This is a genomic window from Intestinibacillus sp. NTUH-41-i26 (assembly GCF_032769475.1).
In the GTDB taxonomy this organism is placed as follows: domain Bacteria; phylum Bacillota; class Clostridia; order Oscillospirales; family Butyricicoccaceae; genus Agathobaculum; species Agathobaculum ammoniilyticum.
Map to the genome: position 1 here is coordinate 2,107,238 of NZ_CP136477.1, position 20,849 is coordinate 2,128,086.

Genomic DNA, 20,849 nt, shown 5'->3' on the forward strand with positions numbered 1-20,849 from the left:
TCACCTCTCCTGCTTAGATGAATTATCCTGTTTCAGCAGTTGCAATAGTTGCAAGGGAGAAACTTCCTCCCTTGCGGCGGCTGCGTTCTCCCTGCGCGCTGCTACCAATTCCTCCCGCAGAACCGATACATTGCGCGGCGCATCGATCGACAGGCGGACACGTCCTGCCCCGATCTCCTGAACAGTAATTGTAATATCCTGGCCGATCATAAAGGACTGTCCTTGTTTCCGCTGCAGTATCAGCATTGCGCTCCCCCCTGTCGTCCTATAGAGTCCAGAGGACACCGCATATCATATTCATCCAGTATCACCTGACAGGCCTGTCTCGTCCGGTCGTTCAGGACAATGGGGCATCTCAAGTTTACCGTGCTCTTCCACACCGGCTTGTTAACCCTGCAAAGCGTATAATAGCACAAATCCTCGCTCTTCTCTACCTGCATTTGAAGCAGCTCAGACTTTGCCAGTTTGGGCTGATAGGTTGGCAGCAGCATAAAAGGGTTCAGTGCGGTAAAGGCAAGCGACGGCGTTTCCACGCTTTGCAGGCACAACAGGAAATCCTCCTCCTTGGCAAAAGGGAGGAGGACAAACTTTTTTTCCTGTTCAAAACCAAAGATACCATTGGGGAAAAACAGCAGTGTTTGCTCGTCTACCTGTATTGTTCCAAAATATTTGGTTTCAATTTTCATTCCAGTCTCCTTAGTTAAACCGTTTCATCCAACGGCTCGTATCCCGGCTCTGCAGAGGGAGGCACATAGACCGGCCCGCCAATATATTTGATAATGACATCCGGACGCTGCGTTACGGTAAACTCAATATCACCCGGTATAAACTCCACATCCCCATTTCCAATGCGCCAGTCAAAATTCAGCTTATCCATCTCATAGCGGATGTTCAGCTCCCCTGCATCCCAGGAAATATCCGGACCTGTGCTGGGCAGAAATGTCATGGCAACATCCGTATTGACCTGCTGGGATTCCATCGCGAACTGTGTGATCAATTGCTGGCCAATTTTTGCCTGAAGCAGAAGCTTTCCGTGCTTGGCATAGGTGCCGGTCGTTTCATAAACCTGCTCACGCCCTTTTTGTGCAGCCTGTTCAATACTGCGCATTGCGGTTGGTGTAATGGAATTACGCGCTTCAAACGTATCCAAGTTCAGCCGGATGGGCTTGCTGCGTATCTGCAGACCTCCCTTGCTGCGGGAAACCTCCAGATCCACCTGCGACCTTTTGTATTCCAGCCGCGCATGGTTTACTTTCATTTCCAACTCAATCGGAACATTTTTAATCTCTATCAACCGTTCCATAGCGCTGTACACCTCTTTTGCTCTTACTCTTACCCTTATGCTTAAGACATATAGTCAATAAACGATTGCGACAGCACATTGTTGCCAACCCGCAGCGCAGCATTGTAGCTGTACTGGGCATACACAAACGTACTCAACGCATCCGCCAAATCCACCCTGTCAAGCGACTCATATTGCTCTGTGAGCGTATCCCCGGTAGAGGTCAGGCGGGTGTCATTAGACTTTAAAAACTGAGCCTTCGTGTCCAGCTCAGCCCGGTTGGAGTTAAACGCGGAGTAAGACTCCTGCATCTTATCAAACAGCGCGTTTGCCTTTTCCTGATCTGCTTCATTCATCTTATCGCTTCCATCCGCAGCCGAGTCCACCAGAAGCTGCCCCAACTGCGCTGTCAGCGAAATAATATCCTTAGGTGAACCATCCTCATAGGTACCGAAGCCCAGCAGCCCTGCGCCGGAAATCGCCGTGTTGAATGCGGTGGAGGGAATGACCTGTTCATTCTCATCCAGTTGCAGGCCCAAGCCTATATCCACATAGGTCGACTCCTTGCTCCACTCCTCCAGCTTCGCCAGCTCATCCGGATCCTGTGTCGCCATGTCTATCCCGCGGAAATACAGCTTCCCATCCTTGAGTTCAAACGGAGCCTCCTCGCCGTTTGCGCCGGCAAACACAAACTTATCCCCATATTTGGCGTTCAGCGTTTTGACCATGCCTTCCGCAGTATTCAGCAGGGTTTTTCCAATCTCCTCACGGGCGCTTGATTTGGAGCCGTCCACGCCTTGTTCGGCCTGGTCAAGCGCTGTATTGTACTGATCTGCGATCTCCTGCAGGCTCGCCTGCGCCGACTCAAATTTGTGAATCGCAGATTCGCTGGTCTTTCTCTGAAATTCATTACGCGCAGAGGCCGCATGCACACGAAACGACTGCGCCGCCAGCGCCGGATCTTCCGAAAAGGAGTTGAACCGCCGTCCCGTCAAAACAGTGTTCATCGCATAGTACTGATTCCAGCTTGCTTTTGCCAAGTTTCCCCGATAGGTACGAAGCGTACCGTTTGTTGTAACCCGAAACATCACTATAACTCCTCTCTGTCAGCGGCCGACAATGCCCATGCCGTTGATCACTTTGTCCATCGCTTCATCCAACGCTGTCATCAGACGGCAGGCAGCCGCAAACGACTTCTGATATTGCAGCAGATTCATGCCCTCCTCATTCAGATCGACACCGGAAACGCTATCCCTGCTGGTATTGATTCCATCCGCAGCTGCGGCATACGTTTCATAAATAGTATATGTCGTACTTTTATGCGCACCCAGCACGCCTTCCATATTGGCGTAACAGCCTTCCAGATTGCCCTTGTAAATTGAGTCCCCTGATGCCGCCCCGGCAACTGCGCCATCCCCCATGGAAAATGCGTCGGTTTTGCTCCCCTGCGCATCTGTAAAGGCAATACCGGTCACCAGGTTACACAGGGAACCCTCCGGTACAACGGCCTTATCATCGAATGTGATCGTCGTCCCGTTGTCCTTCATATCAAATATGCCATTTATCGTTTGATCCTTTTGCAGCGCAGCGTACAGGTTGTTTTGCGTATCCTCCGCCGTTGCGCCGGACTGGAACTTGACCTTTACCGTGTGTTCCTGATTCATACCGTCAATATAAGTAATATGTGCAGTCAGTTCCGTTCCCGGCGTAAGTGCGTTATCCTGCTTTGGTTCCCCTGTTGTGAAAGTCGCATCATTCGTGCGGATGATATCGCTCGGCCGAAACGTATAGCTTGTCTCAAATACGTTGATCAGTCGATTGATATTATCGTTCATCGTACCCTGCACCGGATTACCCGAAACGGAGGAGATAATCTGCACCTCCCCGCTTTTCCACGCCGATGAAATGGAGATATTCCCTGCCGTGATCACGGTATCAGGATTTTTCGGATCATCCCCCTCTGCCGTGAACAGATTCCCCGCCTGCTTTTGTACAGCCTCTCCATTTGAGCCAACCTCTGAGAAAGATGTACCGTCTGGACGGGTCGTGTTGATCCGGTTCATTTCGGTAGCAAACTTGTTTGCCAAGGCATCCAGGGATTTCTGATAATACGGTATCCCGCGGATGGACTTGTCTCCCCCGTCCGTGCGGAACTCACCCGCGCCAGTCAGCATCTGGCGGGTGGATTCCAGCGCGCCATATCCGTGCCCCTCGTCCACAATCGTCGTATTAGCTGGTACAGCGGCGATCGACTTTGTATCTCCCAGGGTGATGCCGGTATTATTGGCTGCCAGCTCCATCTGCGTCACGGTGGCAGCATCAGCCCCTTTGTCCGTCGATGTCATGACAAGCCCGTTCGAGGTCGCCTTGGCTGTGAACAGTCCTTGTAGCGTGGCATCCTTATTCAAAGCATCCGCCAGATTAGCCAAGGTCTTTTCACGCGCTTTCGCAATTGCTTCCGGCGTGTCATCCGCCGGCTTTTCCACCGTGAAATCGACAGAAACGGTATGTTTGTTCCCATCCTTGTCCTTATAGGTAATATCGATCGTTTGCTGTCCACCCTGTGCGTTCTTCCCAAAATCCAGCCCTTGAAGCTGGAACTGGGAATTCGTGTTGGACAACTGCGTCTGATAGGCGGAGTCATGCAGTTCGCTGATCGCAAGCCGCAACAGATCGTCCGGCACCGGTTTGCCATCCGCATCCACAACCGGCTTGCCCGCTGCATCCACTTTTTGAGCAATCGACAAATCCGCACGATAGATGCCGTCAATCAGCGTCGCCCCAGGCTTATTCGTCTTATTATCCACCATTTTGATGGTGAGTTTTTCGACAGAAAAGCCTGCTCCAAGGTTTTCCTCGCTGTAGGTTACATCAATTTTCATGTACTCGGAAAGCTGATCGATCAGCATATTACGCTGGTCGCGCAGTTCAAGCGCCGAATCCCCGTTAATATCCGAACGGCGTATCTCCTCGTTCAGCTCCTGTATTTTCTTAAGAATATTGTCAGCTTCCTGTACATTTTGCGTGTATTGGTTATATACATTTTCAAATACGGTTTCCAGATCCTTGGCGCTCGTGTTAAGCAGCTGACAAAGCGCTTCTGCCGAACTGCGTACCAGCGAATCAAATTCTTTCTCACCCACATGGTCATTCAGGTCATTCAGCTTCCCCAGAAGATCCTGAATCTGTGTTGTGATACCGCTCTTGTTTACATCATTGATAACGCTCTCCAGTTGATCCAGCCCATCGAGTATCGCACTGGCCGAACCGACGCTCGACATCTCCTTCCGGAACCGAATATCCAAAAACGGATCGCGCAGCTGGGAGATGCCGGACAGCATAACGCCAGAGCCAACCGAAGCCGAATTTGCAGAATGATACAGCCCTGATCCGCTTGTGATAAAGCTGTATTGATCGAGCCTTTGACGGGTATAGCCCGGCGTATTGATATTGGAAATGTTTTGACCTGTTACATTCAGCGCCATTTGACTTGCAATCATACCCAAACGCGCCACAGTAAACTCACCAAAAGTGGCCATTGCTCTCTGTTTCCTCCGTTTCTTCCTTTATGCTCGAAAATCTGTATGCGGTCCGCCCGTTGTTATCGTATGATCCTTCACATGCTCGGGGTCAAGCCCAAGCCCTGCAATCATATTTTCCACCTGATGCAGGCTGCATTCCAGCGCCGAGCGGGCCACCTCGGCCGCACTCTGCATGATCCGGTACTGTGCGGACAACCGCTCTGCCGCATCTTTTACCTTTTCACGCAGCTCCATGGAATCTATCTGTTCCGGCAAAGCAGACAGCGTTATTTTTTCCAGCCCCATTTGCTGCTGTAGCCTGAGCCGCTTCTGGTCAATATTGCGCAGGCTGAGCGACAACGCCTGTTCTTTTTTCATGCACTCGCCCAGACGTATCAGATCGTCCTCATGGACAGAGGCCGCAACGTCCTTCTGCACAGCAGTCAGCTCGCCTAAAATCACCGTCAGACGGTCCAGCAGTCCCAGCAATTCTTCCATCCCTGTCATCCTCCAAACAGCATGATACGCGCTGCCAGCTCATTAATATCATATTGATAGGCGCCCGTCTGAACCTGCTCCTGCAGCTCCGGAAGAGTTTCACATCGGTACGTCCGCACTTCCTGCGCAATGCGTCCCGCGAGTTCATGCGCAAAGCGCTGCTCCTCTGTATATTGCGACGTGGTCAGCTCTACCCTGTCGAATTGCGCAGTACCCACGGGCTGGCTTTCAGTCTCTTCTGGTTGCGGTCGGTGTATTGCCAACGGGGACAAGCCTCCCGTTTTGGGAATCATCATTATGATCAGCTCCTTTTCAGCACACGCAAGCCGATGAATTACTTACTAAGTCAAATATCGGTCATTACCACAAAAAAATAAGCGGCAGGCTGCAAAAACCTGTCGCTTATTTTTCTTTCCCTGTATATTCCTATGTATTGTTCAGATGGCGAAGCAGTATACTCGCAATATTTTCACAGGCGGCTTGCTGGACCACTGCGCCAATATCATGTGCTACCATAGGCATCCCATAAACAACGCTGGATTCCCTGTCCTGTCCAATCGTATAAGCGCCATGCCGCCTCATGTCCAGCAGTCCATCCGCACCGTCTCGCCCCATGCCGGTCAGGATGATACCTACCATGCGGCAACGCACGCTCTGTGCCACCGAGTGGAACAACACATCCACGGATGGACAGTGTCCGCTTACCTTTTCCCCAAGCTGGCAGGCCACCGTGTAGCGGCTCCCTGTCCTGACGACACGCATCTGTTTATCCCCGGGCGCAATCAATACTCGGCCGCGTTCGATACCGTCCCCGTTTTCCGCCTCCTTTACCTTCATCGCACATATTTTGTCCAAGCGTTCGGCATACATTTTTGTAAAGCCCGGCGGCATATGCTGCACCACTACAATCCCCGGCGTATCGGCCGGCAGACGCTTGAGCACCTCAAGCGTTGCTTCGGTCCCACCCGTGGATGCTCCAATTGCAATAACCGTCTCTTTTACGCCCTGTGCCGTAAGCGGCAACCGGCCCGCAGTCGGCACCGCAGCCGGTCGGCTGCGGCGTATCCGCGCACAGGAAGCCACAACAATTTTATTGGCAAGCGCCTCTATAAAACGCTGGTTCGCCCCGACCGTTTCCGGCTTCCGAACGAAATCAACCGCTCCGACCGCCATCGCATCAAATACGCGCAGGTTCAGGGAGGACACCAGAATGATTGGGACCGGATACTGTGGCAGCAGGCTTTTTACAAAGTCAATCCCATTCATACCCGGCATCTCCACATCCAGCGTCATCACATCCGGCCGGAGCAGCGGCAGCTTCGCCCGCGCCTCCACCGCATTCCCCGCCTCCCCGACTATCTCCATGTTGCTATAAGCAGACAGGCCATCCCGTATAACGCGCCGGGCCAGAATAGAGTCGTCGACAACCATTACCCGTATCTTTTTTATGCTCTGCATTGCAGCGTTCCTCCTTTCACCGCCGTCACTCCCTGCGGAATGTCGCTGGGCGGAGCATTCGGTACGGGCTGTTTTTGCTGATATTCTCTGAATGGCCAATCAACAGGTAGCCCCCCTGATTGGTCGCATGATAGAAGCGTTGCACAAGCGCGTCCTTTGTTTCCTGATCGAAATAAATCATGACATTCCGACAGAAAATAACGTCAAACTTGATTCGGAAGTGAATTGGCTCCATCAGATTGAACACACGGAAGATAACATTATGCCGGATCTCCGGCGTAACTGTGTACAAACCGCTCCCGTCCGTCCGTTTCCGAAAATAGCGCCGGCTCCATTCCGGCGGGATGTCGGTCGGCATCTCATAAGACGGGTCCGCCGCCTCGCTCAAAACACGCGGTGAAATATCCGTCGCCAGCACACGTGTATCCCACAGCCCCGCCTGCGGTCCCAGAAAATCCTTGATGCACATGGAAATGGTATACGGCTCCTCTCCCGTCGAACATCCCGCACTCCATATGGACAGCACCTTTTTCCGTTCATTCCTTTTGATGAGATCCGGCAATATCACCTCGTTAAAAAACGCAAAGTGTTCCTTTTCGCGCATAAAATAAGTATAATTGGTCGTGAGCTTGTTCAGGATAAACTCAACCTGCGCCGCATCCTTTCCTGACAGCAGCTCATCGACAAACTTTGTAAAATCCGTGTACCCTTTTGCCTGCAGGGCCGCGGACAGGCGGCTGTTAATCAGCAGCCGCTTCTGTGAAAGATTGATCCCATAGCGGTCGCGCATAAACGTTACCAGCCGCTGAAAATCTGCATCTGACAGCTGCAGCATAATATCGACTACCTCTTAGCAATAGTTTTAACATAATCCACGGTCATAGAAGTGCTCTGCTTATTCGGCCAGCAGAAGCTCGCAGTCCAGCACCAGCATGGTACCCGTCCCATCCGGCATGGTCGTCATACCCGAAACATATTTCTGTGCATTATGCGCCGGTACCGGCAGAATGGTATCCACTGGGATATCAATGATTTGGCAGACCGTATCAACCAGTATGCCGATCGGCATTTCATTCAGGTTCAGTACGATGATGCAGTCATTGTCTCTCGGTTCAACAGACAGGCGGAGCCGCATATCCATCAGCGGAATTGTCTGTCCACGCAGGTTGATAATGCCGCGCACATAGGCTGGCACCATAGGTACCTGTGTGATCACATGGTTTGTGATAATCTCCACCACATTTTCTGCCTCCACACCAAACAGCAGGTTATCCGTTCGGAACGTCAGGAATTTACGGGTCGCGATTTCTGCCGTGCTGTCCTCTGCAGACCCAGATGCCTCCCGCTGCATCTCCTCGGTTGCAAACATCATATTTTCATCAGACATTGCATTCTCTCCTTTTATGCTATCCCTGTCAATATCCTGCGCTGCCGCTGATAAAATCCATTAGATTGGTTACATCCAAAATCAGGCTGATATTGCCGTCGCCTAAAATGGTGCAGCCAGCGATCCCCGCATCCTTTATTTTAAAATTGTTCAGGTACGACGGAAGCGGCTTGATGACGACCTGCTGCTTGCCCAGCAGCTCATCCACGAACAGGCAGCACGAACTCTCACTGCTCTCCACCCATACAAGGATTCCGTCATTGATGGAGGTCGACTGCGGCTCTATTCCGTAAACATTGTACAAGCGTACCACGGGATAGAACTCCTCCATTTTGTTGATGATCTCACCTTGCATCGCATCATGAATAATATCCTTCTCCGTCACCTTAAAGGACTGCCTTATATTCTGGATCGGGATGGTAAAGATGGATTCGCCAACCCGCACCTCCATACCGTCCATAATCGCGGTAGTGAGCGGGATTTTGAGAGTCGTACAGCTCCCTTTCCCCTTTTCACTGGTCATCGTTACCACACCGCCGACCGTTTCTACATTCTTTTTGACGACATCCATACCAACGCCGCGGCCGGAGAATTCCGTTACCTCCTGATTGGTCGAAAAGCCCGGCATCATCAGGAAGTTCATGATCTCGCGCTGGCTGTATTCCACATCAGGGCTGGCAAGCCCCTGCCGGAGCGCTTTACGCAGCACAGCATCACAATCTACACCCATCCCGTCATCCTCGATTTTAATGATGACTTCGCTTCCCGTATTTTGAGCGGACAGTGTAATTTCCCCCACAGGATTCTTGCCTGCGTCAATCCGCATCTGCTCGTCCGGCTCGATGCCGTGATCCATGGAATTGCGCACGATATGCATAATAGGGTCGCTGATCGCATCTACGATCGTCTTGTCGATCTCCGTATCCTCCCCGATGATGCTGAGCTGCGCCTTACGGCCCAGCTTCTGCCCCATGTCTCTGACAATCCGGCGCATTTTCTGGAACGTCCCCGATACTGGAACCATGCGCAGCGACATCGAGATATCCTGCAGCTCATCTGTCAGCTTGCGCAGCTGGCGGGCGGATTTATAGAAGTTATCCAGTTTGGCATCCTCGATCCCGCGCAGGTCCGGCGACGCGGTCACCATTGTCTCCGTAATTACGATTTCTCCCACCACGGCCATCAGCTGATCCAGCTTGGACAGATTGACACTGATCAGGCTTTGCTTGATCTGGTGTCCACTGCCCTTGCCGGACGTTGCTTCGGCCCCCGCCGCAGGCGCGGCTTTTTGTGGCTCTGTCTGTCCGGTGGCTTCCGGCGCAGGTTCCTGCTTCTCGTCCCTCTGCGCCTCGGGCGCGGGAGCTGCGTCGATTTCCTGATAGGTTTTCACAAAGCCCAAGTCAGAGATAAGCGGGATGGCCGCCTTACGCTCATTCTCCGCTGCGAAATACATTGTAAAGCCGTTTTCCGCAATCTCCGGCGAACGAGCCGTATTGCTTTCCAGATCCTCCGGTTGGTAAAGGAACTGCGTTCCGCTGTCCCGAACATCACTTACGATCATGAACGCACGCAGGTTCTCCATCCCACAGCCCTCATCCAGAAAGACCCGCAGCGCAAACGGATAGCCGGCCGGCGCGTTTTCCACTGTAGCCGTGCGGCATCCCTGCGCCGCAGCTTGGTCCGCCGAGGGTGCTTCCCCACTGCTCCCAGCAACCTGTCCATCATTTTTAATTTTGTCGATAAACATGTTAATTGTTTCAACAAAGCGGTCGATATTTGTAGAAAGGGGTTCCCCCTTTTCGATTTTACCGATCTCATCACGAAAATAGTCGATCGATCGGAACAGCAGGTCGAACAGCTTCGGCCGATCCTGTTCCGGAACAATATCCATCGTATTTTCCCGAATCAGGTAAAACAGATCCTCAATCCGGTGTGCAATGGTCATCAAAGGCTCATACTCCATCATTGCCGCCGAGCCTTTCAGCGTATGCATAATGCGGAAGATCTCGTTTACATCATCCTGTGATAGCGTATCCGCCTGCTCTGCGGCAAGCATAATATTATCGAGCTGCTCAAGCAATGTATTTGTTTCATACAAATACATTTCCAGAACGCTGTCGCCACTGTTCGCCATAAATCCCATGCCATCCTTTCCGAATTACAATAACAGTAGTTATATTCATAAATCGACCGGATATGGCACGCAATTAATAGATTGGATAAATTTTTCTACGGATGAACGGAGTGTAGCTCTATGCCAAACATCACCAGTGTGACCAACCCTGTCCCTGGGCAGGAGAACAATACCAGCTATCGTTCTCCTATCACACCGAACGATACACAGGTCAAAAACATACCTGATCCATCGCGCATCAGCCGCGCCGACCAGCGTACCGATCGGCAGGATACGGCCGGTTCTGGGCTGACGCGGCGCTATGATTCCTATTTCCAGGCGTTTTTGCAGGATCTTCGCGCTTTCGGCTCGGTTTCCGATAGTATCTACCAGCTTCTGGCCAGCGGTCTGAGTGCGTCTGGAGCCGAAACGGCCGAGGTCAGTGCAGCGCTGGTACGCATTATACAGGCCTTACAGCTCAATCCGGAGCAGCTTCTCGCCCTGCTGAAAGGTCAGTTTTCCTCTGGGCAGCGCTTCCGCGGACCGCTTTTCGATGTTTTACGCAAGGCGCTCCAGTCCAATCCCTCCTCTGCTATGAAGGAGGATATTGCCCAGTTTCTGCGGAAGTTCAGCGCTTTCGCTTCCACGGAGCATATCGAGCGCAGCCTGACGCGCACCATACGCCAAATGTCCTGGTTCATGCCGAAACGCTTCAGCAGCACACTGGACGGACAACTGGCGCAGCTTGACGCCTTGCTGGCTCATGGCGACCGCGCCGGTGCACTCTCCCTGCTCCAGAACACGGTTCTCCCCTATATGTCGGACTATGTTTCCCAAATGCACGATCGTGGCATCGCCCGCAGCCTTTTGAGCATGCTGCTCCCCACCATCGCGCAGTATGAAAACGGTTCCCCGCAAAATGTACTGCAGTCTTTCTACCAGCTTTTCAGCTACACACCGGTCAAAAAGGCGTTCGGCGAAATGAGCCAGGAGGATATCCTGCAAATGCTGCGCGCGCATACCGTTCCGCCGGATGAAGCAACCGCCACGCTTTTGGATCAGCTTACCTCCCTTGCTTCCCGCGCCATGCGGGGAGAGGGCAGCACGACGCAGCAACAGGCCATGCAGGAACTGATGCGTTCGGTGCTTGTCAACCAAAGTGTTTTTATGCCGCTCGCCCATGCCATTCTTCCTGCCGCCATGGACGGACGTGCGATGTTCTCCGAGCTATGGGTTGACGCAGATGCCGAAAAGCAGTCAGGTGCGGCAGGTTCCCCGACCGCCCCCATGCGTCTGCTGCTCAAGTTTGACATACAGGATCTCGGCGGCTTCGATCTCCTTCTTACTTATCAGGACGATTCGGTCGGTGCAGAGCTCTTCTGTCCACCGCACCTGACGCCTTTTACCGGTGTTTTTGAGGCCAAACTGGCTAAAATGGCAGAAAGCGCTGGGCTAAATCCGGGGGCGATCCGCGCCTCCCCCTCTGCGCAGCGTGTTACACTGACCCAGGCGTTCCCCAAGATACTCGAAAGGATGAACAGCGTTAATGTCACAATATGATCAAAGCCGCAAGGCTGTCGCCCTGCAGTATGAAAATGGGGCGCCCGCTCCGGTCGTGGTTGCTTCCGGCATGGGCTACCTTGCGGAACGCATGGTCGAGATAGCCTCTGAAAACGGCGTGCCTGTTTATGAGGACTCCTCCCTTGCCACCATGCTTTCCCAACTTGCCCTCGGTCAGGCCATCCCTGAATCGCTTTACCAGTTTATCGTTGATATTTATGTTTACTTCCTGCATTTTGATCCGGAGGCGCCGGAAAAGCCCCGTGTACCCGCAACAAATACCGGACCGTCCAAAGGGGGAGACGTATAATGCATCATCCACAGCCGGAAAAACGCTTCGTCATCCTCAGCGATGATCAGAAAACACTGGCCAGTGCTATCCTTATGGAACAGAAAGGACAGCAAAAGGTTTTCGAGCTGACCTCCAAGCCAATCTGTGATTTGTCCGCACTTCCCGCCATCAACATTCTCAGCATCAATTCCGAAAACTTCATGGCATGGCGCGGCAGAGTCGCTGGGATACAAAACACCTGTCTTTATTTTGTGGCTGAGGAGCACATTGGTCCGCATTTGCGCAGGCACCTTCGCATCCCGATCATGCTCCGCACCTACTTGTACCCGCTTTCGGGTGATTCAGCCCGTCTGCCCGTCATCACGCACGACGTAAGCTGCGGCGGGATATCCCTGTACGCCAGCCGACCGCTCGCGCCCGGCTTCCGTTTTGAAATCGCAATTCCGTTTTCTTCCCCGCCCCTGTTGCTGAGCGCACAGGTGATCCGTGTCATTTCCGAGGAGCAGCAATTATATGCCTGCGCTTTTTCCGACCTTCTCCCCCAAGAAGAGGCTCTATTGCAGGAGGGTATTTTTGAATACGACCTGCACCACAAAATCAAAACCGTCCATTAGACTTTCCTATCAAACGCAGAGGTGTTAACGCAAATGAGTCATTTCCTATCACATGTGATCCACAGCGCCAAACGGGTGTGCGCGCTGTCCTTATGCACAGCCCTCCTGTTCGGCATGCTGCCGTTAACCGTACCGTCCGCACAGGCCGCGTGGGAGGATGCCTACCTGAGCAGGCTGGTATCCTGGAATATTATGCGCGGCGACCAGAACGGCAATCTGGAACCTGGCCGCGCTATTACGCGCGCTGAATTTGCCAGCATGCTGAACCGCACGTTCGGCTATCATAAAACCGGCGCGCAGCCGTTCCGCGACGTACGAACAGGCGACTGGTTTTATGACGATATCAGCATTGCCTATACCGCCGGTTATTTTAAAGGCACTTCCAATTCCACAGCCTCGCCGGACGACACGCTGACCCGCGAGGAGGCCGCGACCATGCTCTGCCGCAACCTGATGCTGCAGCCGCAGTCCGGCGAGGATCTGTCGTTTACCGACAGCCGCAAGGCCAGCAGCTGGAGCCGCGGCTATATTAAGGCCGCAGCTGAAAAGGGTATTCTGACCGGCGACCCTGAAGGAACGTTCCGGCCGCTCGACCGCATCACACGCGGCGAGGTTGCCACCATGCTGGTCCGCGTCATCGGCACGCCGATCCAGTCCGCCGGTACTTATTCCAACAGCGTTTCCGGCAATCTGATGGTTTCCACCTCCGGTGTAACACTGGAAAACATGACCGTCACCGGCGATCTTTATATCACCCCTGGCGTAGGCCTTGGCTATGTCACGCTCAACAATGTCACAGTTTACGGGCAGATCATCGCCAGCGGCGCAGGTGAAAGCAATAAGGGCGACGCGAGCATCATCCTGAAAAACTGCACCGCCCCTGAAATGATCGTCGACAGCCCGACTAACCAGTATGTCACAATCCGAACGGTTGGCAACACAGATATCGACAGGGTCTACATCCGAACCAATACTTATCTGGAGGGAAAATCGACCGGCCGCCACGGCTTTGATTATGTCGAGGTGGACGGCGAGGAGGGTACGCAGCTCGATCTGGCCGGAAATATGCATGAGGTCGTGACCATGTCGCCCAAATCGACCATCAATGTTGGCAGCGGCACTGTGGAAAAGCTGACCGTGGATGAAAACGCGGTCGACTCCAAAGTAACGATCGCACAGGGCGCTGTTGTGGAGCAGCTGAACCTGGATACCGGAACTACTGTAACCGGCAAGGGCGACATCGGCACCCTGTACGTCAATGCACCGGGCTGTACGGTGGAAATGCTGCCCGATGTCATCATCATCCGTCCCGGCATCACCGCCAATATCGACGGCATCACCATGGACAGCACACTGGCGGATCAAATGTCAGACAAGCCGCGCATCCTGAGCGGCTATCCCCGTCTGTCAGATGTTGCCCCCAACCAGGCCGAGGCCTCCTTTATGACGAACAAGCCCGGCACGCTGTACTGGGCTGTCCGCCTGAGCGGCGACGGTGCTTTTGATGCCAACGACCTGATCAAGCCGCCTTCCTATGGGGGGAAAATTGTAAAAAGCGGTAACCTGTCCGTCAAGGATGCAAACGATGCGCTTTCACAGAAAATCACCGGCCTGCAGCCTGGGGCCTCCTATGTCCTTTCTGCTGTACTGGTGGACGCACGCGACGACCGCAGCACGGTCAAGAGTGTGTATTTTACCACGCCAGACAACAGCAAGCCCAATTTTGCCTCCGGCTATCCCAGAACCAGTACGATTGAGGACACCTATGTTACCTTTGACGTAGCGGCAACAAAAACCTGCACTCTTTACTGGGCCATCTACAAAAAGGGGATGCCCGCCCCCACCGCAAATGATTTTAAGGATGGCTCGCTCAGCGGCGCCATCTCCTCTGGAAAGGGCAAGCTGATCCGCAGCGAGGAAGACAACATCCTGATGGGCAACAAGGATAAGTACGCCAGGGACGCGCTTGCCGAGGTAACCGAGTATGACGCATACTTCTTCCTGACCGATACCGTTAACGATTCGGCGGTCAAAAAAATATCGGTAAAAACCGCCGACCGCACGCCCCCTGTATTCCGCACCAACTATCCCCGAATCAGTAAAATCGACGCCAAGGCGCTGACCGGCGAATCCATGATCAATGAAGACGGTAAGGTGTACTGGGCAATCGTAAAGCACGGTACGGAAAATTATCCGCAGTCTAACCCCGATCTGGACGAGGAGGCGCAGGCGCTCGACAAAAAGCTACAGATTAAGGGTGGCATGTATGCGCTCAAAAGCGGCTCGTTCAACGCGAAGCAGGACGCGGTCGCTTCCTTCAACATGAGCGGCCTTGACGCGGAAACCGCCTACGATATCTACTTTGTCGCTGAGGATACGGCGGGCAATCTGTCTGAAATCGCGACTATCCTGAACGCGAAAACGCTGGACAGCAGCGCGCCGGAGCTGGTTGAGCTGCGCTTCTCTCAGGCCAATGACGAGGGCATCCCGCTGGCCAATACCGACGTCACCCTTGTATTCAGCGAGGACATTTACAGCCGCGAGACACAAATGTCCCTGTCCGAAATGTTTGCCTCCGGCAAAAACGACTTTACGCTTGCCGGCGATAAAGACCAGACCCCGATCAAGTGGGTAGATATTATCCGGGGAATGTTTACATTCAACAACATGGATAATCCCACCGACCAGCGCAAGCAGGAGCTTGAGCTCGGTCCAGACGGACGTCAGAATATAACGGTCAAGCTGAACGAGGAAGGGCAGACCGAGGTCACCTTTGCCAACGCTGCACTGAAGCTGCAGAGCGGCGCGACCTACCAGTTTGTACTGAACAACATCACGGATTCCTCTAACAATGTCCTGCCGGCCAACACCAAGTCCCAGGAATTCCGTGTCCTGGATGCGCAGGTGGACTTTAATAAATTGCAGTATACCGCCGCGGATGTCGACGGTTTTAATCCCGCCGGCATTGAAGCTTCGTTCTCCATGGTCCCCTATGCCAATTCCACAGAAAATGTACCCGATGGAACAAAATACGACCTGCTGATCGCCTCGGATACCACGATTTCGTTCAAGCTGTACCGCCGTGACCTTTCAGCTGAAAAGCCCGCTTGGGAAATCGTAACGGATACGGTCGGCACGCCGGTAGAATTCACCATCAATAAAACACCCGATGAAAAGTGGACAGCGGCCAGCCTGAACCGCGCCGAGGGTCTTGAGCCTACTGACTATCCGCAGCTCAATCAATTGGTCCAGGGATATGAATACGCAGTCGAATTTACGTCCATCAATCTGGACAGGGATCGTAACAAGTGGGATGCGACCGTTAACCTGTATATGTACTGCGTTGCAGGCAGTCCCAACGAACTACAAAACCTGACTTCCGGTGGAATCGTCGAGCAGTCCTTCTGGGACAGCTATGTGATCCAACAGAAGAAGCTGGCCTCGATCGGCAACCCATCCGATTTCACAATTGATGTGCGCCGCGTCAACCAGAACGCGCCCCAGTTCATGCAGGGGTATCCCCGTGTGGCTCCCGGTGATTCCCTGACACGCGTCGATTACATGCTCGACCGCGAGGCGGACGTATATTACGTTGTCGCCCCTGTCAACCGTCTGGAGCCTGATCTGGATGATCCTGGTCTTATTATAGATATCGGCCAATTTAAGGACGACGGCGACGCCGAGGCTGCATTACCGGAGCCTGGTAAGCGGAAGGAGCAGGGTATCAGAACCCCCACCACCCAGAATATCATGAGCCCATCCAATTACACCCCGGCCAATGGGTATCAAACCGGCAAGGTTCGTTACGGCGGTACAGGCCAGGGCAGCTTTACCGTTGAGGACCTCCAGCCCAATCAGGAGTACTATATCTATTTTGTTCTGAAAGGCTCGTATAAGGATCCCTCCCCTGTTTGGTGCTACAAATTCAACACCAGCGATGTGGTTCCGCCTGTGCTGACCGCCAATTCCACCGGTGATGGTCAGGCAACCTTTTCCATCAAGCCCGCTGCCGGACAAACCAGCGTCGAAGCGGAAGTGCATTGGCTTCTCTATCCGCAGGCAACACAGAGCGGCTATCCGCCCCTGTTTTCAACCCAAATCAATGGCAAAACTGCTCTGGAAATGATGGAGAGCGATGCGTTCGACAAGTGGTCCTCTGATACGTCAATTGGCGGCTATAAAGACTCCACCGCTTTCAAGGAAGCCTTGTGGGAAATCATGCAGGGCGGCAGCGACGCCTCCCCCGCACCTGACCAAAACGGCGCGGAGCGGAATTTCAGCGGCACCGAAACCGTGATCGACAAAGATCAGCTGCAAAACGAACCGACAAAATATCTGTTCATCGTCGCTGCAAAGAATGAGCTGGGCGGCCTGCCCGTGTTCCGCGTGGTAAAAAATATACAGAAGGTGAACCGCAGCGGCCCACTGGTAAAATCAATGAACACGACCTCCACCTACAGCAACAATAAGCATTGGTATAACGGAACAGTTACCATCAACTTCGACACCGAGCTTTATGTATTCGATGACAGTATGAGTACACCGGAGGCCTACATTCCCACAGTCGGTAAAAACAGTGACCTTTTCCCTGATTCCGTAGAATATGTGAAGCTGTCGAACCTGAACCCCACCCGTTCATTGGGCGTCAAGTTCAATAACTTTGTTGTAGGCGACTCCTTCACGATCACGCCGACAGACGGAAAAGGGAATGGCGGCTACTTCTCCAATAAGTCCGGCTACATGCGAACCGACGGTTCCATCACCTTTACCCTGCAATATAAAAGGGATTCTGACGGGAACCCCATTGAAGAAGACGGCGCCAACAAGGTGGAATTCGTTCTTTCTGATGGAACCACCTCGGAAACAGACCCATAATACACAGCAAAAAGGAAGCCTTTCGGCTTCCTTTTTGTTTTACCCCGCTCGCGGTCTCTTAACACAATGCCAAGCTCTGCCGATATGTTATATATATTAGTTTTTCCGTGTATAAAGGAGGGGGTAGCTATGCAGGCTCCCTGGGAATACTTCGAGCATTTCAGCGACCTTGTCTATGTCAGCGATATCGATACGCACGAGCTGGTCTACCTCAACCGTCATGCACGGGAGCTGTATGGCTTTCCTTCAGAAGCGGACTATAAGGGGCATCCCTGCTACGAGGTCATGCAGCATGCACACGAGCCCTGTACGTTCTGTACATGCAGGGCGCTTTTGGAAAGCGGGGCCGCCGAATGGGTATACCGTAATCCCGTCACCGCACATACGTTCCGCATCAAGGACAGCCTGATCGAATACAGCGGCTGCCGTTATCATGTCACGCTGGCCATCAATATGGACAGAAGCGAGCTGGAGACCTATCGCTTCAATTCGTTCGTTCATTACGAAGCGTTCGTAAATGAGTGCCTGATTTTTGCTTTCGCGGCCTCGGATGAGCCGGATGAATCCCTGAACCTGATGCTGCAGTATATTGGACAGCAGCAGGCCGGTCTGCAGCTTTCCATTTACGAACGCGTACCGGCCGAACACCGATTTCAGAGCACTTACTGCTGGCCTCCCTCCTCTGCGGGTACTAAGATACTCCCTTTTGATTTGGAGCAGTACCTCTCACAACAGTATCCCGGTCGTGACAGCACCGAGCCTCTGGTTCTTTCCAGTGGTCAAGAGCTGCAAAGGCATCTTCCCGTTTTCTGTGACCAAGCTTCCGCTGGGGGTGATCAGTCCCTTCTCCTTGTTCCACTGTTGCTGGAGGGCCGCATCAGCGGCTACCTGCGTCTGGACAACGCACCGCCGCAACAACTCCGCTATCTTTCCGATATCTGCAAGGTGCTGTCCCCTTTCATCACCACGACCATGCAGCGGCGAGATCTGCTGCATTATTTCAAGAACTCCAGCATGTACGACCAGATGACCGGTGCCCTGAATCGCCGCGCACTAAAAGACCATATCCGCAGGGAATGTCCACTGCATTCAATCGGCCTCGTCTACTGCGACCTGATCGGACTGAAAAGCATTAACGATCTGCTCGGTCATAACAGCGGCGACGAACTGATTGTACGTATTTTTCATATTCTGCAGAAAGCGTTCCCCACCCAGCCGGTCTACCGTATGGGCGGTGATGAATTCCTGGTCTTATGCGATAATACGCCGCAGCCGGACTTTGAACAAAGCGTCGCCCAGTTGCGGGTGTTCTTGGCTGAAAGCAATTGCGAGCTGTCTATCGGCAGCCTGTGGACAGCGGATACCAGCCAGGATATCCGCACCCTGATACAGAAAGCGGACGATCTGATGTATCAGGATAAGCGGAAATACTACAGCCGCATCGACCTCGCAACCGGCCAGACGCGCCATTCCACGCTGCGCGGCAGTGCTATGCCGCCTGCCTGCTTCTCCTCCAGGGAAACCGCGTTCCAAAACTTCCTGAGCAACTATTTTTTTGATCCCGAGGTCTTTTTCCAGTCCGTCGCCATGGCAGATACCACCTTTTACCTCTATTGTGGTGATATGCAGAAAAATGTCTATTTTATTTCCGATAACCTGAAAGACGAATTCAATTTTACAGACAATCTTGTGTATAATTTTGTCGACCTGTTGGAGCAGCGGATTTATAAGCCGGATCAGGCGCTTCATATAGCCGATTTGCAGGATATGATTGAAAAGAAACGCAAGATCCATACGATCCGCTACCGTATTTACAACAAGGCGGGGCAGTTGCTGTGGATCCATTGCCGCGGCATTATGAAGTGGGACGCGGAAATGGCCCGCCCGCTCTTCTTTTCCGGTAGCATGGTCTGCCTGAAAAACGAAGACGCCGTTGATTCGACCACTGGGCTTCTCAATTTGTCCTCGGCAGAAGAGGAGCTGTCTGCTATCTGCAGCGTTTCCCGCTCCCCCCTGCTCCTGCTCAGCTTTGCGTTCCAGCCGCTTGCCGATATCAACCTTGCTTTCGGCCGCGAAACGGGAGACGCTGTCCTGCGTGAGATTGGCTGCCAGTTGGAAATACAGATGGGTACGTTCTTCCGTTTTTTTCGCCTGAGTGACAACCATTTCCTCGCTTTCTCCCATAAAAACCTGAAGCCTGCGCTTCCGGTCCAGCGGATACGCAATATCATGCTGGATGCCTGTGCCAAATACGGAATCCATATGATGTATCCCTGCGCGGCAGGCGTGCTGCATTACCCTGAGGACGGGGCCACCGCGCAGGAGCTGATTGACAACGCCATCGTGGTCGCAAATGTTTCGGCTGGCTTCCCCTCGCTGGATTATCTGAAATTTTCTCCCCATATGATACAAAATCGGAGAGAACAAAGCAGTCTCGGTTTTACCCTCAATTACAGTGTCAACCACGGCTTTGAAGGCTTCCATATCGTTGTCCAGCCGCAGGTTGAAGCCGCTACGCAACAGATATTCGGCGGCGAGGTCCTGCTCCGCTGGAGCATGCATGGGCAAAATGTTTCGCTTTCCCAGTGCATCGCCACACTGGAACAGCAGGGTGTGATTGTTCCTGTCGGCAAATGGGTCATCACCCAGACCGCGCGTGCGGCACAGCATATTCTTTCCCTTCGGCCGGACTTTCGCTTTTCCATCAACATCAGCTACCTTCAGCTTCTGGATGACGGCTTGTTCCCTCATATCCGGCAGACGCTTCAACAGTTCCATATCCCAGCCCACAACCTACTGATAGAGCTTACGGAAACCCATCATGACAGTGCGCCGGAGCGACTGGAAGCCTTTATCCGGCAGTGCAAGGAAATAGGCATTTCCTTTGTTCTGGACGACTTTGGCACAGCTTATTCCAACCTTTCCCTGCTTCTACAGCATCCGGCCGACCTGATCAAATTGGATCAAACGCTGATCCACGGGATCACCTCCTCCAAGCAGAAGCTGGACTTTATCGCAAGCATTATCTATTCCTGCCACCGTTTTGGCAAACAAGTCTGTGTCGAAGGTGTGGAGACCGAGGACGAATTCAACTTGATCCGACAGACCGGTTGTGATTTCATCCAGGGTTTTTATTTCTACCGGCCGCTGGATTTGGACGCGCTCGGTCGTCTGCTCGAGACGCCAGAGGGCACAATCAGCCATTAACCGCTATCCGCCGACAGTAAAAAAGGGGCCGCAGCTATGCTG

General features: G+C 53.0%; 16 protein-coding genes. 5 read left to right on the top strand and 11 right to left on the bottom strand.

The annotated features are described in order from the left end of the window. The 11 genes from RX717_RS10820 to RX717_RS10870 all read right to left on the bottom strand — a co-directional run bounded on the left by RX717_RS10820 (window position 1) and on the right by RX717_RS10870 (window position 10,280). The gene (locus RX717_RS10820; protein WP_054327132.1) at window positions 1–246 is read right to left on the bottom strand and encodes a carbon storage regulator; all 246 of its coding nucleotides are present in this window, start codon (window positions 244–246) and stop codon (window positions 1–3) included. Next, window positions 240–686 (bottom strand): flagellar assembly protein FliW, encoded by a 447-nt coding sequence (fliW, locus tag RX717_RS10825; protein ID WP_107631896.1) that lies wholly within the window; start codon window positions 684–686, stop codon window positions 240–242. The genes RX717_RS10820 and fliW overlap by 7 nt, the downstream gene beginning before the upstream one ends. 14 nt (window positions 687–700) lie before the next feature. Then, window positions 701–1,303, bottom strand: coding sequence for a DUF6470 family protein (locus RX717_RS10830; RefSeq protein ID WP_054327131.1), 603 nt, complete (start codon window positions 1,301–1,303; stop codon window positions 701–703). Window positions 1,304–1,344: 41 nt separating this feature from the next. Beyond that, entirely contained in the window at window positions 1,345–2,370 is a 1,026-nt protein-coding gene (locus RX717_RS10835) for a hypothetical protein (protein WP_054327130.1), read from the bottom strand. Window positions 2,371–2,388: 18 nt separating this feature from the next. Beyond that, the gene (locus RX717_RS10840; protein WP_159068198.1) at window positions 2,389–4,782 is read right to left on the bottom strand and encodes a FlgK family flagellar hook-associated protein; all 2,394 of its coding nucleotides are present in this window, start codon (window positions 4,780–4,782) and stop codon (window positions 2,389–2,391) included. Window positions 4,783–4,848: 66 nt separating this feature from the next. Further along, entirely contained in the window at window positions 4,849–5,301 is a 453-nt protein-coding gene (flgN, locus tag RX717_RS10845) for a flagellar export chaperone FlgN (protein ID WP_054327128.1), read from the bottom strand. 5 nt (window positions 5,302–5,306) lie between these two features. After that, the gene (locus RX717_RS10850) at window positions 5,307–5,597 is read right to left on the bottom strand and encodes a flagellar biosynthesis anti-sigma factor FlgM (RefSeq protein ID WP_107631894.1); all 291 of its coding nucleotides are present in this window, start codon (window positions 5,595–5,597) and stop codon (window positions 5,307–5,309) included. A 130-nt stretch (window positions 5,598–5,727) separates the two neighbouring features. Then, window positions 5,728–6,759, bottom strand: a complete 1,032-nt coding sequence (locus RX717_RS10855) for a protein-glutamate methylesterase/protein-glutamine glutaminase (protein WP_054327126.1) — start codon at window positions 6,757–6,759, stop codon at window positions 5,728–5,730. A gap of 25 nt (window positions 6,760–6,784) precedes the next feature. Further along, window positions 6,785–7,594, bottom strand: a complete 810-nt coding sequence (locus RX717_RS10860) for a CheR family methyltransferase (RefSeq protein WP_054327125.1) — start codon at window positions 7,592–7,594, stop codon at window positions 6,785–6,787. A gap of 60 nt (window positions 7,595–7,654) precedes the next feature. Then, entirely contained in the window at window positions 7,655–8,146 is a 492-nt protein-coding gene (locus RX717_RS10865) for a chemotaxis protein CheW (protein ID WP_054327124.1), read from the bottom strand. A 28-nt stretch (window positions 8,147–8,174) separates the two neighbouring features. Beyond that, window positions 8,175–10,280 carry a chemotaxis protein CheA gene (locus RX717_RS10870; protein ID WP_107631893.1) on the bottom strand — a complete coding sequence of 702 codons (2,106 nt, stop codon included), beginning with the start codon at window positions 10,278–10,280 and terminating at the stop codon, window positions 8,175–8,177. 120 nt (window positions 10,281–10,400) lie between these two features. Between RX717_RS10870 and RX717_RS10875 the strand changes: the two genes are divergently transcribed. From RX717_RS10875 to RX717_RS10895, 5 genes are all read left to right on the top strand, one after another. Beyond that, entirely contained in the window at window positions 10,401–11,819 is a 1,419-nt protein-coding gene (locus RX717_RS10875; RefSeq protein ID WP_107631892.1) for a hypothetical protein, read from the top strand. Next, the gene (locus RX717_RS10880; RefSeq protein WP_054327121.1) at window positions 11,806–12,129 is read left to right on the top strand and encodes an EscU/YscU/HrcU family type III secretion system export apparatus switch protein; all 324 of its coding nucleotides are present in this window, start codon (window positions 11,806–11,808) and stop codon (window positions 12,127–12,129) included. Before RX717_RS10875 ends, RX717_RS10880 begins: the two co-directional genes overlap by 14 nt. After that, window positions 12,129–12,725, top strand: a complete 597-nt coding sequence (locus RX717_RS10885; protein ID WP_054327120.1) for a PilZ domain-containing protein — start codon at window positions 12,129–12,131, stop codon at window positions 12,723–12,725. The genes RX717_RS10880 and RX717_RS10885 overlap by 1 nt, the downstream gene beginning before the upstream one ends. A 33-nt stretch (window positions 12,726–12,758) precedes the next feature. After that, window positions 12,759–17,600, top strand: coding sequence for an S-layer homology domain-containing protein (locus RX717_RS10890; RefSeq protein WP_107631891.1), 4,842 nt, complete (start codon window positions 12,759–12,761; stop codon window positions 17,598–17,600). Between the two features lie 129 nt (window positions 17,601–17,729). Beyond that, the gene (locus tag RX717_RS10895) at window positions 17,730–20,807 is read left to right on the top strand and encodes an EAL domain-containing protein (protein WP_159068197.1); all 3,078 of its coding nucleotides are present in this window, start codon (window positions 17,730–17,732) and stop codon (window positions 20,805–20,807) included. Window positions 20,808–20,849: the final 42 nt, after the last annotated feature.

Bases quoted from the DNA above. Each gene is read 5' to 3' on its own strand.
- RX717_RS10820 (WP_054327132.1), bottom strand. From the start codon at position 246: ATGCTGATACTGCAGCGGAAACAAGGACAGTCCTTTATGATCGGCCAG.
- fliW (WP_107631896.1), bottom strand. From the start codon at position 686: ATGAAAATTGAAACCAAATATTTTGGAACAATACAGGTAGACGAGCAA.
- RX717_RS10830 (WP_054327131.1), bottom strand. From the start codon at position 1,303: ATGGAACGGTTGATAGAGATTAAAAATGTTCCGATTGAGTTGGAAATG.
- RX717_RS10835 (WP_054327130.1), bottom strand. From the start codon at position 2,370: ATGTTTCGGGTTACAACAAACGGTACGCTTCGTACCTATCGGGGAAAC.
- RX717_RS10840 (WP_159068198.1), bottom strand. From the start codon at position 4,782: ATGATTGCAAGTCAAATGGCGCTGAATGTAACAGGTCAAAACATTTCC.
- flgN (WP_054327128.1), bottom strand. From the start codon at position 5,301: ATGGAAGAATTGCTGGGACTGCTGGACCGTCTGACGGTGATTTTAGGC.
- RX717_RS10850 (WP_107631894.1), bottom strand. From the start codon at position 5,597: ATGATGATTCCCAAAACGGGAGGCTTGTCCCCGTTGGCAATACACCGA.
- RX717_RS10855 (WP_054327126.1), bottom strand. From the start codon at position 6,759: ATGCAGAGCATAAAAAAGATACGGGTAATGGTTGTCGACGACTCTATT.
- RX717_RS10860 (WP_054327125.1), bottom strand. From the start codon at position 7,594: ATGCTGCAGCTGTCAGATGCAGATTTTCAGCGGCTGGTAACGTTTATG.
- RX717_RS10865 (WP_054327124.1), bottom strand. From the start codon at position 8,146: ATGTCTGATGAAAATATGATGTTTGCAACCGAGGAGATGCAGCGGGAG.
- RX717_RS10870 (WP_107631893.1), bottom strand. From the start codon at position 10,280: ATGGCGAACAGTGGCGACAGCGTTCTGGAAATGTATTTGTATGAAACA.
- RX717_RS10875 (WP_107631892.1), top strand. From the start codon at position 10,401: ATGCCAAACATCACCAGTGTGACCAACCCTGTCCCTGGGCAGGAGAAC.
- RX717_RS10880 (WP_054327121.1), top strand. From the start codon at position 11,806: ATGTCACAATATGATCAAAGCCGCAAGGCTGTCGCCCTGCAGTATGAA.
- RX717_RS10885 (WP_054327120.1), top strand. From the start codon at position 12,129: ATGCATCATCCACAGCCGGAAAAACGCTTCGTCATCCTCAGCGATGAT.
- RX717_RS10890 (WP_107631891.1), top strand. From the start codon at position 12,759: ATGAGTCATTTCCTATCACATGTGATCCACAGCGCCAAACGGGTGTGC.
- RX717_RS10895 (WP_159068197.1), top strand. From the start codon at position 17,730: ATGCAGGCTCCCTGGGAATACTTCGAGCATTTCAGCGACCTTGTCTAT.